This is a genomic window from Nocardioides sp. NBC_00163 (assembly GCF_045206295.1).
Taxonomy (GTDB): domain Bacteria; phylum Actinomycetota; class Actinomycetes; order Propionibacteriales; family Nocardioidaceae; genus Nocardioides.
On sequence record NZ_CP108155.1, the window covers coordinates 1,778,406 to 1,793,227 of the forward strand.

Consider the following 14,822-nt stretch of genomic DNA (forward strand, 5'->3'; position numbering starts at 1 on the left):
ACCTGATATACCGTCGTAATCGGTATTCCGGTTCGGCGGCTACGTTGCCGTTTCCGGCGTAGAGTGAGGAGCCAGATCCATGTCCATCCACGCACCCCAGGGGACAGCCTTGACCAGCGCCAGCGACGCCCGTGCCTATGACCTCGACCGAGCCCATGTCTTCCATTCCTGGTCCGCCCAGGGGTCGCTGAAACCGCTCGTCATCGCCGGCGGGCAGGGCTCGCGGGTTTGGGACGACTCCGGGCACACGTACCTGGACTTCTCCTCCCAGCTGGTCAACACCAACATCGGCCACCAGCACCCCCGGGTGGTGGAGGCGATCAAGAAGCAGGCCGAGACGCTGACCACGATCGCGCCGACGACGGCCAACCTGACGCGCGGCGAGGCGGCCGAGCGGATCACCGACATCGCGCCGGTGGGCTTCAACAAGGTCTTCTTCACCAACGCCGGCGCCGACGCGGTCGAGAACGCGATCCGGATGGCGCGCATCCACACCGGCCGAGACAAGGTGCTCTCGACCTACCGCTCCTACCACGGCAACACCGGAGCGGCGATCGTCGCGACGGGCGACTGGCGACGGATCCCGAACGAGTACGCCCGCGGCCACGTCCACTTCTTCGGCCCCTACCTCTACCGCTCGGAGTTCTGGGCGACCACGCCGGAGCAGGAGGCCGAGCGCGCCCTTCAGCACCTGCGCCGCGTCATCGAGTCCGAGGGACCCGCGTCGATCGCGGCGATCCTCCTCGAGACCATCCCCGGCACCGCCGGGATCATGATCCCGCCGCCGGGCTACCTCCCCGGGGTCAGGGCGCTGGCCGACGAGTTCGGGATCATGCTCATCCTCGACGAGGTCATGGCCGGCTTCGGCCGCACCGGCGAGTGGCTGGCCCTGGATGCCTACGGCGTCGTTCCCGACCTGATCACCTTCGCCAAGGGCGTCAACTCCGGCTACGTACCTGCCGGCGGGGTGATCATCTCCGACCCGGTCGCGGCCACCTTCGACGACCTGGTCTTCCCCGGTGGGCTCACCTACTCCGGCCACCCGCTCGCGATGGCGTCGATCGTGGCGACCATCGAGGCGATGAACGAGGAGGGCATCGTCGACAACGCCGCGACGATCGGCACCGACCACATCGCCCCCGGCCTCGCCTCGCTGGCCGAGAAGCACGACGTGATCGGCGAGGTACGCGGCACCGGGGTCTTCTGGGCCCTCGAGCTCGTCGCCGACCGCGAGACGCGGGAGCCGCTGCCGGCCGCCACGGTGGGCCGGATCAAGTCCGACCTCATCGCCCGCAACCTGATCCCGTTCATCATGGAAAACCGCATCCACGTGGTGCCTCCGTGCGTCGTCACCCCCGACGAGGTCGCCGAGGCGATCTCGATCTACGACGACGTGCTCGGCTCGCTGTAACAGCTCTCTAAAGGACGCATGACATGACCGACCTCCCCATCCTCGACCACTGGATCGGCGGGGCCACCAACCCCGGCACCGGCACCCGTCTCGGCGACGTCTACAACCCCGCGCTCGGCACCGTCCAGAAGCGCGTACGCTTCGCCTCGGCCGCTGACGTCGACACCGCTGTCTCCGCGGCCAAGAAGGCGTTCGAAGAGTGGAGCGAGACCTCGCTCACCCGGCGTACGGCCGTGCTCTTCAAGTTCCGCGAGCTGCTCAACGCCCGCAAGGGAGAGCTCGCCGAGATCCTCACCGCCGAGCACGGCAAGGTGCTCTCCGACGCCGCCGGCGAGATCGCCCGCGGGCTCGAGGTCGTCGAGTTCGCCTGCGGTCTCTCCCACCTGCTCAAGGGCACGGTCTCCGAGCAGGTCTCCTCCGGCGTGGACGTGACCACGCTCAAGCAGCCGCTCGGCGTGGTGGGCATCATCAGCCCGTTCAACTTCCCCGCCATGGTGCCGATGTGGTTCTTCCCGATCGCGATCGCGGCCGGCAACGCCGTCGTGATCAAGCCGTCGGAGAAGGACCCCACCGCGTCCAGCTGGATCGCGGAGCTGTGGTCCGAGGCGGGGCTGCCCGACGGCGTCTACAACGTCGTGCACGGCGACAAGGAGGCGGTCGACGCGCTCCTCGACAACCCCGACGTCGCCTCGATCTCCTTCGTCGGCTCCACCCCGATCGCCCGCTACGTCTACGAGCGCGGCACCGCCGCCGGCAAGCGGGTCCAGGCGCTCGGGGGCGCCAAGAACCACATGCTCGTGCTGCCCGACGCCGACCTCGACCTGGTCGCCGACTCGGCGGTCAACGCGGGCTTCGGGTCAGCCGGCGAGCGCTGCATGGCGATCTCGGTGGTGCTCGCGGTCGACTCGGTCGCCGACAGCCTGATCTCGAAGATCACCTCGCGGATGGCCACGCTCAAGACCGGCGACGGCACCCGGGACACCGACATGGGGCCGCTGATCACCGGCGCCCACCGGGACAAGGTGGCGAGCTACGTCGACGTGGCCGCGGCCGACGGGGCCACGGTCGTCGTCGACGGACGTGGGATCGAGGTCGACGGCGACCCGAACGGCTTCTGGGTCGGGCCGACGTTGGTGGACCGGGTGCCGACCACCTCGACCGTCTACACCGAGGAGATCTTCGGCCCGGTGCTCTCGGTCATCCGCGTCTCCGGTTACGAGGAGGGGCTCGAGCTGATCAACTCCGGCCAGTTCGGCAACGGCACCGCGATCTTCACCAACGACGGCGGCGCCGCCCGCCGGTTCCAGCGCGAGGTGCAGGTCGGGATGGTCGGCGTGAACGTACCGATCCCGGTGCCCGTCGCCTACCACTCCTTCGGTGGTTGGAAGGCCTCGCTGTTCGGGAACGCGAAGGCGTACGGCCCCGCGGGGCTGGACTTCTTCACCCGGGAGAAGGCGGTCACCACCCGGTGGCTGGACCCGTCGCACGGCGGGATCAACCTGGGGTTCCCGCAGAACTCCTGAGAGATCTAGTAGTCGTAGTCGTCGTCGGGGCCGGCTGCGTCGAGCTTCTGCTCGGCGTAGTCGGCCTCGTTGACGTCGTCAGGCGTCGAGGTCACCGTCTCCTCGGCGTCCAGGGGCGCCTCGTCGTCGACGGCCTCCTTCACGACATCGGTCGCCTGCTCCTCGAGGTCTGCCTCTGCTGCGTTCTCGCTCATCTACCCTCGCTCAGCTCGATCCGTGTGCTCGGTCTCCAGTAGACCACCGCCACCCGGGTGCCGCCACGGATCGCTGTGGCTCAGCGCCGGCGTGGTGCCCCCAGGGCAAGGCGGAGATCCTGCTTCAGGGTCGTGTATGCCTCCTTGGGCTGCCGGTTCACATCCCAGAGCAGTGCGTAGCCCTCCCCTTCGAACCAGCCAGGTACCCAGGAGTGGGTGTCGTCGATACCCCAGACCGTGAACGATGTGCAGGCTCGTACGGCGAGGCAGGCCTGGAGCATCTGGGAGAACTCGTAGGGGTGGGCGAAGAGCGCCAGGTTGTCCGTCGGGACCTGGGTCTCGGCGGAGTCGACGAAGGTGCGTACGTCGGCCTCGGTGACCGCGACCTCGAGACCGAGGTCGGCATAGCGCTGCAGGTCGGCGCGGAAGCGCTCGCCGGAGAAGCCGTACTGGGTGTCGAGGTGGCCCTGATTGCCGACACCGTGGATGGGTACGCCCTGGGCGACCAGGCTCTTGACGAAGGCATAGACCGCGTCAGCCTTGGCGTTGTGGCCGTCCTCGCCAGCGATGTTGTAGTCGTTGTAGAACAGCCGCGCCTTCGGGTCGGCCCGATGGGCCCAGCGGAAGGCGTCGGCGACCACCTCGGGTCCGAGCCGGGAGACCCAGAAGTTGTCCGGGTTGAGCCGCGAGGGGTTGGTGTCGGTGAAGAACTCGTTGGCGACGTCCCACTGGTAGACCTTGCCGCGGAAGTGGGCGACCTCGTCGGTGATGTGCTTCTTGAGGATCCCACGGAGCTCGTCGTTGCTGATGGTGCCGTTGTTGACGCCCTCCGTCAGCCAGGCGGGATTCTGGTTGTGCCAGAGCAGGGTGTGGCCGCGCACCTTCTGGCCGTGGGCGCGGGCGAACTCGACGACCTCGTCGGCGCCGGACCAGTCGTAGGTGCCACGAGCCGGCTCGACGGTCTCCCACTTCATCTCGTTCTCGGGCGTGATGCTGGAGAACTCGTTCGCGGCGATACCGGCGAGCTCCTCGTCGGCGAGCACCTCGGGATTGGCTGCGACACCGAGGTGCAGCCCGATCTGGGAAGCGTAGGAGCGGAGCGAGTCGGACGGGGGCCGGAAGCCACGTGGCTCGGCCTGGGCCATGGATGACGCGGTGGCCGCGATGGTCGCGGCCGCGGTCACGGTCACGACGATGTGACGAAGTTTCACGGTGCCTCCAGGTGCACTAAGTGTGATCGGCATCACAGACAGGGATCAGGATGGCGAGGGCTCACGGCTTTGTCAATCGTTGTCGATAACGTTTTCTGAAGGCGGGCGCCGAAGCTGGATCCCGGCTACGATCCGGTCCATGCCCATCGAGACCTCTGCCCGCGAAGCTCCCGGATCGACGTGGGCCCGCAGCTACGACTACACCGCGCGCGAACTGGTGCGACCGCGTTCCGTGGATGACGTACGCGACCTCGTGCAGCGCGAGCCGCGGCTGCGCGCGCTGGGGTCTCGGCACTCCTTCACCGATCTCGCGGACACACCGGGGGTGCTGGTCTCACTCGACCTGGAGAGCTCGCCGAGCCTGGCCGATGACGTGGTCCGGGTGCCCGGCGGGATGCGCTACGGCGAGCTCGCCGCCTGGCTGCAGGAGCATGGCCGGGCGCTGCCCAACCTGGCCTCGCTCCCCCACATCTCGGTCGCCGGCGCGGTCGCAACCGGCACCCATGGCTCCGGGGTCGGCAACGGCTCGCTGGCCACCTCCGTGACCGCGCTGGAGATCGTCGACGGGCGCGGCGACCTGGTGCGGCTGGAGGCCGGCTCGCCCGACTTCGCCGGGGCCGTGGTCGGCATCGGCGCGCTGGGGATCGTGACGCATCTCGAACTGCTGACCTCGCCGACCTACCAGGTCGCACAGACGGTCCACGAGGGTCTCACCTACGCTGACCTGCGAGAACACCTCACCGAGATCCTCGGCGCGGCCTACTCGGTGTCGATCTTCACGCGTTGGGCCGACGAGCCGGACGGGTCGGTCGCCAGGGTCTGGGTGAAGTCGCGCTCGACGACGCCGGACCTCCCCGGGACGGTGCTCGCGACCCGGCCGCAGCACGTCATCCCCGGTCTCGACCCGGCCCCGTGCACCGAGCAGCTCGGCGTGCCCGGACCGTGGCACGAGCGGCTGCCCCACTTCCGGCTCGACTTCCAGCCGAGCGTCGGCGCGGAACTGCAGAGCGAGTACCTGGTGCCGCTCGATCGCGCGCAGGAGGCGGTCGACGCAGTCCGGTCACTCGCCGACCGGGTCCGGCCGCTCCTGCAGGTGAGCGAGATCCGCGCCGTCGCCGCCGACGAGCTGTGGCTCTCCCCCGCCAATGGCACGGACACGGTGGCGCTGCACTTCACCTGGAAGGCCGACCCCGTCGGCGTACGCGAACTCCTGCCCGACCTGGAGCAGCGGCTTCCGGCCGGCACCCGGCCGCACTGGGGCAAGCTCTTCGCCACCAAGGACCCCGGCGCCGAGTTCCCACGCTGGGACGACTTCAGGGACCTCGTACGCCGCTTCGACCCGGACCGCCGGTTCTGGAACGCCTGGCTGGACCGGGTGCTTGGCTGAGGCTCGCTCAGTCCTCGACGAACTGGCGGTGGTTGCGGATCACCTCGGCGATGATCACGTTGAGGATCTTCTCGGCGAACTCGGGGTCGAGACCTGCGTCGTCGGAGAGCCGGCGGAGCCGTTCGATCTGGACCGCCTCGCGGCTCGGGTCGGCAGGCGGGAAGCCCGCGCGCGCCTTCAGCCGGCCGACCTGCTCGGTGCACTTGAAGCGCTCGGCGAGAAGGTGGACAAGGGCGGCGTCGAGGTTGTCGATGCTGCCGCGCAGGCGCAGGAGCTCGTCGTGGGCGTCTTCGGTCACAGCGCTATCAAACCTGATGCGAGGCCCGGAGCGCCGGCGAGTCTTACTCGCCGGACTCCTTGGCCGACTGCTCGGCGAGTGCCTTGTCGATGTCGAGGTCGACGACGGCGTCGATGACCTGCTTGAGCGCGGGCGCGGGGAGCGCACCGGGCTGGGAGAAGACGAGGTTGCCCTTCTTGAAGGCCATCAGCGTCGGGATCGAGGTGATGTTGGCGGCACCGGCGAGCGCCTGCTCGGCCTCGGTGTCGACCTTCCCGAAGACGATCTCGGGGTGCTCTGCGGAGGCAGCGTCGTAGATCGGGCCGAACTGGCGGCACGGGCCGCACCAGGACGCCCAGAAGTCGACGAGGACGATCTCGTTGTCGCTGACGGTGCTCTCGAAGTTCTCTGCGCCGAGCTCGACGGTGGGCATGGGGCTCTCACTTCCGGTATGGGGTCGGTGCGCGCCGGATCGGCAGGCACGTACGTCTCAACGCACGTGCCCCGCCGAGGATTCCCCGTGCGGATTCCTCGTGGGATCAGGGCTGGTCCGGTCAGGGAAGGCGCTTGGCCTTCGGCCCGATCTGCCGCTCGATCCGGCTGCGTGGCTGCCCGGTCAGCTTGGCGACGATCGGAACCCGGAACACGTATCCACCGACAGCCGCTGCGATGACCAGCAAGATAATCCAGAACATGTGATCCAGCGTACGCCGGACCACCCAGACCCCACCTCAGGATTACCCCTGAGATGGGGCCCGGATGAGTCCCGGGTCGGCGTCAGGCGGCGCGGCGGCCGCGGCGGCCGGACTCGCGCTTGCGCAGAGCGTCGGTGAGCAACGAGACCAGGGCCTCGAGCTGTACGTCGGCGGAGTCGGTGACCTCTTCGTCGGAACCGTCCAGGGCACGAGCCGCGAGGCCGGCCTTGGAATCGATCAGCTCGGCGATCCGGGTGTCGATGGTCTGCGAGGCGATGATGCGCCAAGCGGTGACCGGCTCGGTCTGGCCGATGCGGTGGACACGGTCGATCGCCTGGGTCTGCTCGGCGTCGGTCCAGGAGAGCTCGGCCAGGATCAGGTTGGAGGCGGCCTGCAGGTTGATGCCGACACCTGCGGCGGTGAGCGAGCAGACGATGACCTCGACCTCGGGGTTGTTCATGAACTCGTCGATGGCCTTCTCGCGCGCCTTCGAGGTCTGGTCGCCGCGGATCGTGGAGTAGCGGATGCCACGATCCTCGAAGAGCTTCTGCGCGGCGTCCATCACCTCGATGTGCTTGGCGAAGAAGACGACCTTGCCGACGTTGCGTGCGAGCTGGGCGGCGTAGTCGGCGGCCAGCGAGGCCTTCGCGCGACCGATGCGGCGCATCATGCCGAAGACGTTCTCGCCGGTGGAGGCGTCCTGGTCCTCGCGCTCCCAGGTGGCGACGCGGCGGACCAGCTCGAGGTCGAGCTCGCCGGGGGCCGGCTTGGCACCGGTCACCCGGGTCTCGATCGCGGTGTCGTAACGCTGCATCATCCGCTTGGCCAGCTCGGCCTCGGCGGCCCGGATCGAGCGGCCCTCGGCATCGTCGAGCTCGACCGGCAGGTCGGCCACGCGGCGCGCCGGGATGTCGCTGGCGACGTCGATCTTGCGGCGGCGCACGATGCCCTGGTTGACGACGACACGGCGGGCTGCGCCGTAGAAGCTGTTGTCCTGCGGGGTCAGCCCGGTCTCCTCGAGCCCTTCGAGCAGGCCGTTGAGCGGCTTGACGTCGTCGATCCAGCCGAGGAACTGCCAGATCGCCCGGAAGTCCTCGATGTCGTTGATCAGCGGGGTGCCGGTCAGCGCCATCAGCAGCGGGTTGGCCGTACGCTGCCGGATCTTCTCCGAGAGTGCCAGCACGTGCTGGGAGCGCTGGGAGGACTTGTTCTTGATGAAGTGGGCCTCGTCGACGACCATGCCCTTGAAGCCGAAGTCGCCGAGCCAGCCGACGTGGCGGTCGAGGATCTCGTAGTTGACCACGATGATGTCGGCGAAGCCGTCGATGTCCTCGCCGTTGCCGTGGACGACGGTCGCCTTCTTGGACGGCGTCCAGAGGTCGACCTCGCGCGCCCAGTTGGCCTTGACGACGTTGGGCACTACGACGAGCAGCGGGTAGGCGTCGGCTGCCTCGGCGGCCAGCAGCGCCTGCGCGGTCTTGCCGAGGCCGGGCTCGTCGGCCAGCAGGTAGGAGCGGTGGCCCTCGGCCGCCGAGGCGACCAGCTGCGCCTGGTGGTGCATGAGCTCGCGGGTGCCGGGCGCGTCGATGTGGCCGGGGCCGTAGGCCGGCGGCTCGGGCAGCGGCATGCAGGAGGGGCCGGAGTCGGCGTACTCGAAGCTTCGGAACAGCGGCCCGAGGAGCTCCCAGCCGGACAGGCGGCGGGCGTGCACCGGTGGGCGGGCGTTGGTGAAGTCGGGCACCAGGAACGGGTTGGAGAGCTGGCGCTGGATGACGCTGGTCGGGACCACGCGCTTGTCGTGGACCACGACGGTGGGCATCTCGTCCTCGTCCTCCTCCTCGTCCTCCGGCACGTCGACGCCACCACGGGCCATCAGCTCGTGCTTGAGGTCGACGGCGGCGTCGGAGATCTCGGCGTCCTCGGCGAGGAGCTCGAACAGGCGCGAGTCCATGGTCGCGGTCTTGGCGAGGATCGTGGCGATCCCGTCCAGACGCTTGAGCTGCTCGGCGCGGCGACCCTCGTTGAGGGTCTCGTCCTCGAGCACGCGGTGGCGCTCGTCTCGGGCGAGGAGCGCGACGACCTGGAACTTGGTCCGTACGTCGGGCATGGCCGAGCGGCGCTGCACGGCCGACTCCACCTCGCGGACGACCTGCGCGAGCACCGGAATGATGCCCTCGTTGTCCTTGTGGACGCCCTTGCGGCGACCGTTCTGCCCGGACTTGCCGGCATTGCCGTTGCTACGCGAACGGCCGGACCGGTTGTTGCGCCGGGTAGCGGCTCCCTGAGCCAACTGAATCCTCCTTGGGGCCACGCACGGGTGAGTGGCATGTCCAAATGCCGACCCTCATCGGCCGGTCGCCCTCCCAGGGCTCACGCAGATCGATGGCAGACGACTGACGACCGCGTCCAAACAGCGGATACGCGCGATCGGCGCCTCATCGACCGGGCCAGTGACTCGTTCGGTCCCCACGACGAACGTCCACGAGCCGGGCGCTTGCAGCGAGTGTAACCCCACCCACACCCGTTAGCGGAAGTCTCGTTCCGCGTTTTCTGTCAATTGATCAAACACGGGGCTCAGGCAGGCCTCGAATGAGCCTCAGTCGATCAGGTACTGATCCGCCCAGGCCGAGATGATCCGGGCGGCGCGCTGGGCCTGGCCCCTCTTCGTGAGGAGGTGGTCGGAGCCCTCCAGCGCCACGAAGGAGCGCGGGTGGCGGGCGGTGTTGAAGATGTCGGAGGCGTTCTCGATGCCGACCGTGGTGTCGGTCGGGCTGTGCATGACCAGGAGCGGCTTCTTGAGCTGCATGATCTTCTGGCGCAGGTCGGCGCGGCGTACGTCATGGACGAAGTCCTTGCGCAGGGTCAGCGACTTGCCGCCGGCCATCCATGGCGCCTGGCCGTCCTCGAGCACGCGGGAGAGCACCGCGTCGTAGTTGTGCTCGACGTGTGCCGGCTGGAACGGGGCACCCACGGTGGCCACGGCGTCGACACCGACGGCATCGTTGGCTGCGGCGAGGACCGCCGCACCACCGAAGGAGTGGCCGACGAGCAGCTCGGCCGGGGTGCCACGCTCGGCCATGAAGCGGGTCGCCTCGACGGTGTCGGCGACCTTGTGGGTGAAGGAGCCGTCGCCCCAGTCGCCCTCGGAGTCGCCCAGGCCGAGGTTGTCGAAGCGCAGCATCCCGATGCCCTCGGCCGCGAGCTGCTTGCAGATCCGCGCGGCGGCCGGAGACTCCTTCCCGAGGGTGAAGCCGTGACTGAACACGCCCCAGCCACGCACCTCACCCTCGGGCAGGTCGATGAGACCGGCCAGCATGGGTCCGGACGTACTCTTGAAGGTCACCTTCTCAGCCACGCCAGGATTCTCTCAGAATCCGGCAGGCTTGCCCGGGTCTGCTCAGCGCTCGACGTAGAAGAGTCGCTTGTTGAGGAACTCGTCGATCCCGAGCGGGCCGAGCTCGCGGCCGAAGCCGGAGCGCTTGGTGCCGCCGAAGGGAACGTCGGCGCCCTCGCCGGCCGGCGTGTTGACGTTGGCCATGCCGACCTCGAGCTGCTGGGCGACGGCGATCGCGCGCGCCTCGTCGGTGGAGAACACGGCGCCGCCGAGGCCGTACTCCACCGCGTTGGCCAGCTCGACGGCCTCCTCGTCGGTGCTCACCTTGTAGACGACGGCGACCGGGCCGAAGAGCTCCTCGGTGTAGGCGCGCATCTCCGGCGTGACACCGGTGAGGACGGCGGGGGCGAAGAAGGCGTCGGGACCGTCGGAGATCTCGCCGCCGGCATGGAGCGTGGCGCCCTTGGAGACCGCGTCCTCGATCTGGTCGCGCAGTGCCTCGGCGGCCTTGCGGGCCACCAGCGGGGAGTAGACGGTGTCGTCGCCGTCCTCACCCTCGAGCGGCTTCATCGCGGCGGCGCGCTTGGTGAGGGCCGCGACGAAGTCGTCGTAGACGCCCTCGTTCACGATCATCCGCTTGTTGCCGTTGCAGACCTGGCCGACGTTCTCCAACCGGGTCGCCCAGGCGGTCTCGGCAGCCTCGTCGATGTCGTCGGAGTCGAGGATGATGTAGGGGTCGGAGCCGCCGAGCTCGAGGACGACCTTCTTCAGGTGGCGGCCGGCGGCCTCGGCGACCGCCGTGCCGGCGCGCTCGGAGCCGGTCAGGGACACCGCGCGGACCCGCGGGTCGGCGATCATCGTGGCGATCTGCTCGTGGGTGGCGTAGAGGTTCTGGTAGACGCCCGCGGGAAGGCCGGCGTCCTCGAAGATCTTCGCGATCGCGGCCGAGGAGCGCGGGCAGTTCTCGGCGTGCTTGAGGATGACTGTGTTGCCGGCGACCAGGTTGGGCGCGGCGAAGCGGGCGACCTGGTAGTAGGGGTAGTTCCACGGCATGACACCGAGCACCGGGCCGAGCGGGAGGCGCTGGATGACCGCCTTGCCCTCGTGGCCGGGCAGGTCGGTCTCCGCGAGCAGCTCGGGGCCATGATCGGCATAGTAGGCGGTGATCTCGCCGGAGAACTCGGCCTCGCCGGCGCCGGAGGAGGCCTTCTTGCCCATCTCGGTGCGGATGATCTTCCCGAGCTCCGCGGCCCGCTCGGTGAAGAGGTCCGCGGCGCGCTTCACGATCGCGGAACGCTCCTCGATCGGGGTCGAGCGCCAGGCTTCGTACGCCTTCTTGGACCGCTCCAGCGCCTCCTCCACCTCGGCGTCGGTGGCGAACGGGAAGGTCTCGATCACCTCGCCCGTTGCGGGGTCGGTCACCTGGTAGGGAGGCGTGGTGCTCATCGTCATCCTCTTCGATCGGGGGCTGCTTTTGGTGCGATGGTACGTGGTCTTGGAGCGCTTTTGATGACGGAACCGTTACTCTTTACCGGTTTTCGCAACTGAATCCGAAGTTAGGACACGTTCTAGAATGTCCGCATGGATCTTGCATTCTTCCGGCGCACCGATGACGGTTTCGAGCCTACGCCGATGGCTCGCAGCATGTGGGCCGAGGACCACATGCACGGAGTGGCCGCCAGCGGCCTGATCGCTCGCGGCCTCGAGGACCAGATCGAGGAGCTCGGACGTGCCTCGGAACTGGTGCCCTCCCGCTATCACGTGGACCTGTTCCGACCGCCGCGGATGGTGCCGACGCGGATCCGCACGAGGGTCGTACGCAACGGCCCGCGCATCGCGCTGCTCGACGCCGAGATGGTCCAGTCCTCCAGTGATGGCGAGGAGCGGGTCGTCGCCCGCGCGACCTGCACCTATCTGCTCGCCGGTGAGAACCCGGCCGGCGAGGTCTGGTCGGCGACCGAGCGCGCCACTCCCCCGCCGCTCGAGGTCGCGCCGCCGACCTCCGAGCCGCACGTACCGTTCTTCGTCTCCGAGAACCCCTGGTCCGACGACTTCGGCAAGCACCAGAACGCCGGGCGCCACGTCACCTGGCAGGTCGCGGTTCCGACCGTTGCCGGCGAGCCGATGACCCCGTTCCAGACCGTGGCCTCCATCGCCGACGCCACCTCGATGGTCACCAACTGGGGCAGCAACGGCGTCGAGTGGATCAACACCGACATCTCGCTCGCCCTCGCCCGGCGGCCGGCGGGGATGGAGGTCGGCCTCGCCACCATCGACCACGTCGCCCACGAGGGCATCTCCGTCGGCACCGCCGAGGTCTTCGACCGCGAGGGCACCATCGGCACCGCCACCGTCACCGCCCTGGCCAATGCCAAGCGCACCGTCGACTTCACCGCTCCGGGCGAGGGTGGTCCCGCCACCCCGGTCTAGCCGAGGCGTCACCCCCGTCGGCCGAGGCGTCACTCGCGTCGGCCGAGATGTCATCGTGGTGACGTCTCGACCGACGTACCTGACGTCTCGGCGGACGCTTGTGCCTTCTCGGCTAGGGCCAGGTTCTGGTCGACGAGCGCGGCCATGAGGGCTCGCTGGCGGGTCGGGGTGAGGCCGAAGCCGGAGGGGGTGAGGTCGGGGGTGGCCAGGGACTCGTCGATGTCGTGGAGGCGGGCTGTCGCGTGGTTGACGTCGGCGATGGCCTGCCGGAGGTCGGTGGTCGCGGGGTCGTGGGCGTCGGGGTCGCCGACGAGGTTGAGTACGCCGGTGATGCCGAGCCGGCGCTCCTCGCCGACCCGGTCCAGGGCAGCCAGGAGCGCGACGCCGGCCGGGCTGAGCGGCCCTAGGTCCGCGGGGAACGGGTAGGTGGCGCGCAGGCGCGAGGGGTTGTAGCGGTAGGCGGTGTTGAGCATGGTGCCGCCGGCACGTACGGCCCAGACGCGATGGAGGTCGGAGGCCAGGAACGCGTACGCCGCCGGATCCTGCGTCGGGTAGACGACCAGCCCGTTGGAGAAGACGTGGTCGGCACCGACCAGGACGGGCCACAGGTGCTTGCTGTGCTTGCTGAACGCGATGACGTGCGAGAGCCCGGAGGCGTCGCGGTAGAGCTCGTCGACTGGGCTGAGGAAGCCCCACCAGCGCTCCTTGAGCTGGGGGTACTTCACGAACTGGCGGCGGCGCTCGGCACGCACCTTCGACCGCACCAGCCGCGCGAGCGCGCGGTCCTCGGCGAGCTCCTCGAGGCCCAGCTTGCCGACGTCGAGCACGAAGCGGGAGGCGGTCGAGCCGCAGGGCGTCACCAGGTCCTCGCCACTCAGATAGGGGCGCACGGTGTGCCCGAGCGGACCGCGTCCGAGAGCCTCCGCCTCGGTCTGCGTCAGGACGAGCGTGCGTCCGAGCACGATGGTGCCCTGGTAGCCGTGCGGTAGCGGTACGTCGAGATCCAGCCGTGCCGGCTCCGGAAGCGAGAAGCCGTCCTCGAGGGTCCCGGTGATCGCCGGGACCGAGCGCCCGTCGAGCCACGCGCTGTCGAGCGGCCGGGTGGTGAGCCAGATCTTCGCGAACCGCACGCCCGCCGTCGGCCACGGGGCCGAGCGCTCCGCCCGGGCGACCTGCCAGCCGCGATCCAACAGCGCACCGAGGCCGAAGCGCGCGGTGTCACCCTCGCTGATCGAGTCGGTCGTGATCAGCCCGATCTCGCCGCGAGTGAGAGCGGCTGCCCGGAGCAGGAAGTAGATGACGTAGTCGGCCCGCCTCGTGGTGCCGGCGGCGAGCGTGTGCGCGAGGTAGTCGCGCAACTCCTGGCCGATCGCGTCCCGCACCCGCTTCACCCCGAGGTAGGGCGGGTTGCCGACCACCGCGTCGAAGCCGCCGCGCGCCATCACCTCGGGCGCGGCCAGCGCCCAGTGGATCGGCCGGACGGCGGGAACGGGCAGACGCCGGCACCGGCCCAGCGCTGCGTACGCCTCCTCCAGCCGTCTCCCCGGCCGGCCGCCCAGCGGCAGCGCGACCGCGACCATGGCATCGGCGTACGCCTGGGGGTCGTCCACGCCGGCAGGCAGCTCGTCCGCGTCGACGAGCCCGACCAGCGAGTTGCCGCACAGGATCCGGTCGTCGAGGAAGGTCAGCGGGAGCGAGGGGTCCTCGCAGAGCAGCCAGAGAGAGAGCTTGGCGATGTCGACCGCGACCGGGTCGATGTCGGCACCGTAGAGGCAGCGAGTGACGATCTCGGCCACGGGCCGCTCGCACGAGGACGCCAGATAACGGGCGGAGGCGAGGAGGAAGACGCCGGTGCCGGCGGCGATGTCGACCACGGCCGCGTCTGCCGAGGCGACCGGCGCCAGGGCGTGGGCGACGACCTCGTCGGCGAGCTCGGGCGGGGTGTAGTGGGCGCCGTTGTCGCGTCGCGAGGAGACCTCGAGGAGCGCCTCGTAGACGTAACCGATCTCCTCCAGAACCAGATCATCGACCGCGGTCCCATCCAGGAACAGATAGTTCGACAGCAGATGATCCGACTTCGGACCGTCCGCGCACGACAACAACCCAGCGGCGTCGAGGGCGGCATCGGTGAGCACCATCCCCCGTGCCCGCGCGAACCCCGCCACGACGCTGCGCATCACCGCCGCCACCGCCGAGGGGCCGCCGCCCAGCTCGGCAACCGCCGACCGCGCTCGAGTGCGCAGTGCCCGGGGCGTGATCACAGGATGAACCATAGAACGCCCGCAGGTTCGGGGAGACGAACCGATGGTGAAGAGTGATGCGCCGGGGTGCCCCCGTTCACCACAACGTCACACCGTGCG

Annotated in this window: 13 protein-coding genes; 4 read left to right on the top strand and 9 right to left on the bottom strand. The window is 69.3% G+C overall.

Going from position 1 to position 14,822, the window contains the following annotated elements:
- The first annotated feature begins 79 nt into the window (after window positions 1-79).
- Together OG801_RS08530 and OG801_RS08535 are read left to right on the top strand one after the other, a co-directional pair.
- Window positions 80-1,411: an aspartate aminotransferase family protein gene (locus OG801_RS08530; protein ID WP_406035182.1), complete on the top strand. Its 1,332-nt coding sequence runs from the start codon at window positions 80-82 to the stop codon at window positions 1,409-1,411.
- Between the two features lie 23 nt (window positions 1,412-1,434).
- Window positions 1,435-2,934 (top strand): CoA-acylating methylmalonate-semialdehyde dehydrogenase, encoded by a 1,500-nt coding sequence (locus OG801_RS08535; RefSeq protein ID WP_406035184.1) that lies wholly within the window; start codon window positions 1,435-1,437, stop codon window positions 2,932-2,934.
- 5 nt (window positions 2,935-2,939) lie between these two features.
- On the opposite strand, the gene OG801_RS08540 is transcribed toward OG801_RS08535, so the two are convergent.
- Together OG801_RS08540 and OG801_RS08545 are read right to left on the bottom strand one after the other, a co-directional pair.
- Complete coding sequence (locus tag OG801_RS08540; protein ID WP_406035186.1) at window positions 2,940-3,128, bottom strand: hypothetical protein; 189 nt, start codon at window positions 3,126-3,128, stop codon at window positions 2,940-2,942.
- Between the two features lie 80 nt (window positions 3,129-3,208).
- On the bottom strand, window positions 3,209-4,339 hold the full coding sequence (locus OG801_RS08545) for an endo-1,4-beta-xylanase (protein WP_406035188.1): 1,131 nt from the start codon (window positions 4,337-4,339) through the stop codon (window positions 3,209-3,211).
- Between the two features lie 139 nt (window positions 4,340-4,478).
- Here OG801_RS08545 and OG801_RS08550 point away from each other — a divergent pair, with 139 nt between their 5' ends.
- On the top strand, window positions 4,479-5,726 hold the full coding sequence (locus OG801_RS08550; protein WP_406035190.1) for an FAD-binding protein: 1,248 nt from the start codon (window positions 4,479-4,481) through the stop codon (window positions 5,724-5,726).
- A gap of 7 nt (window positions 5,727-5,733) precedes the next feature.
- On the opposite strand, the gene OG801_RS08555 is transcribed toward OG801_RS08550, so the two are convergent.
- The 6 genes from OG801_RS08555 to OG801_RS08580 all read right to left on the bottom strand — a co-directional run bounded on the left by OG801_RS08555 (window position 5,734) and on the right by OG801_RS08580 (window position 11,478).
- Entirely contained in the window at window positions 5,734-6,024 is a 291-nt protein-coding gene (locus OG801_RS08555) for a chorismate mutase (RefSeq protein ID WP_201451241.1), read from the bottom strand.
- A gap of 43 nt (window positions 6,025-6,067) precedes the next feature.
- Complete coding sequence (gene trxA / locus OG801_RS08560; RefSeq protein ID WP_355019205.1) at window positions 6,068-6,436, bottom strand: thioredoxin; 369 nt, start codon at window positions 6,434-6,436, stop codon at window positions 6,068-6,070.
- A gap of 121 nt (window positions 6,437-6,557) precedes the next feature.
- The gene (locus OG801_RS08565) at window positions 6,558-6,698 is read right to left on the bottom strand and encodes a hypothetical protein (RefSeq protein ID WP_350659602.1); all 141 of its coding nucleotides are present in this window, start codon (window positions 6,696-6,698) and stop codon (window positions 6,558-6,560) included.
- 82 nt (window positions 6,699-6,780) lie between these two features.
- Window positions 6,781-8,988, bottom strand: coding sequence for a DEAD/DEAH box helicase (locus OG801_RS08570; RefSeq protein ID WP_355019206.1), 2,208 nt, complete (start codon window positions 8,986-8,988; stop codon window positions 6,781-6,783).
- Between the two features lie 306 nt (window positions 8,989-9,294).
- Complete coding sequence (locus OG801_RS08575; protein ID WP_406035192.1) at window positions 9,295-10,053, bottom strand: alpha/beta hydrolase family protein; 759 nt, start codon at window positions 10,051-10,053, stop codon at window positions 9,295-9,297.
- A 42-nt stretch (window positions 10,054-10,095) separates the two neighbouring features.
- Window positions 10,096-11,478: an NAD-dependent succinate-semialdehyde dehydrogenase gene (locus OG801_RS08580; protein ID WP_406035194.1), complete on the bottom strand. Its 1,383-nt coding sequence runs from the start codon at window positions 11,476-11,478 to the stop codon at window positions 10,096-10,098.
- A gap of 135 nt (window positions 11,479-11,613) precedes the next feature.
- On the opposite strand from OG801_RS08580, the gene OG801_RS08585 reads away from it, so the two are divergent.
- The gene (locus OG801_RS08585) at window positions 11,614-12,462 is read left to right on the top strand and encodes an acyl-CoA thioesterase domain-containing protein (RefSeq protein WP_406035196.1); all 849 of its coding nucleotides are present in this window, start codon (window positions 11,614-11,616) and stop codon (window positions 12,460-12,462) included.
- 50 nt (window positions 12,463-12,512) lie between these two features.
- Here the strand turns inward: OG801_RS08585 and OG801_RS08590 are convergent, their stop codons facing one another.
- Window positions 12,513-14,723, bottom strand: a complete 2,211-nt coding sequence (locus tag OG801_RS08590; protein ID WP_406035198.1) for an Eco57I restriction-modification methylase domain-containing protein — start codon at window positions 14,721-14,723, stop codon at window positions 12,513-12,515.
- Window positions 14,724-14,822 lie beyond the last annotated feature (99 nt).

What these genes read in the sequence shown, in the direction of transcription:
- OG801_RS08530 (WP_406035182.1), top strand. Translation starts at nt 80, where the DNA reads ATGTCCATCCACGCACCCCAGGGGACAGCCTTGACCAGCGCCAGCGAC.
- OG801_RS08535 (WP_406035184.1), top strand. Translation starts at nt 1,435, where the DNA reads ATGACCGACCTCCCCATCCTCGACCACTGGATCGGCGGGGCCACCAAC.
- OG801_RS08540 (WP_406035186.1), bottom strand. Translation starts at nt 3,128, where the DNA reads ATGAGCGAGAACGCAGCAGAGGCAGACCTCGAGGAGCAGGCGACCGAT.
- OG801_RS08550 (WP_406035190.1), top strand. Translation starts at nt 4,479, where the DNA reads ATGCCCATCGAGACCTCTGCCCGCGAAGCTCCCGGATCGACGTGGGCC.
- trxA (WP_355019205.1), bottom strand. Translation starts at nt 6,436, where the DNA reads ATGCCCACCGTCGAGCTCGGCGCAGAGAACTTCGAGAGCACCGTCAGC.
- OG801_RS08565 (WP_350659602.1), bottom strand. Translation starts at nt 6,698, where the DNA reads ATGTTCTGGATTATCTTGCTGGTCATCGCAGCGGCTGTCGGTGGATAC.
- OG801_RS08580 (WP_406035194.1), bottom strand. Translation starts at nt 11,478, where the DNA reads ATGAGCACCACGCCTCCCTACCAGGTGACCGACCCCGCAACGGGCGAG.
- OG801_RS08585 (WP_406035196.1), top strand. Translation starts at nt 11,614, where the DNA reads ATGGATCTTGCATTCTTCCGGCGCACCGATGACGGTTTCGAGCCTACG.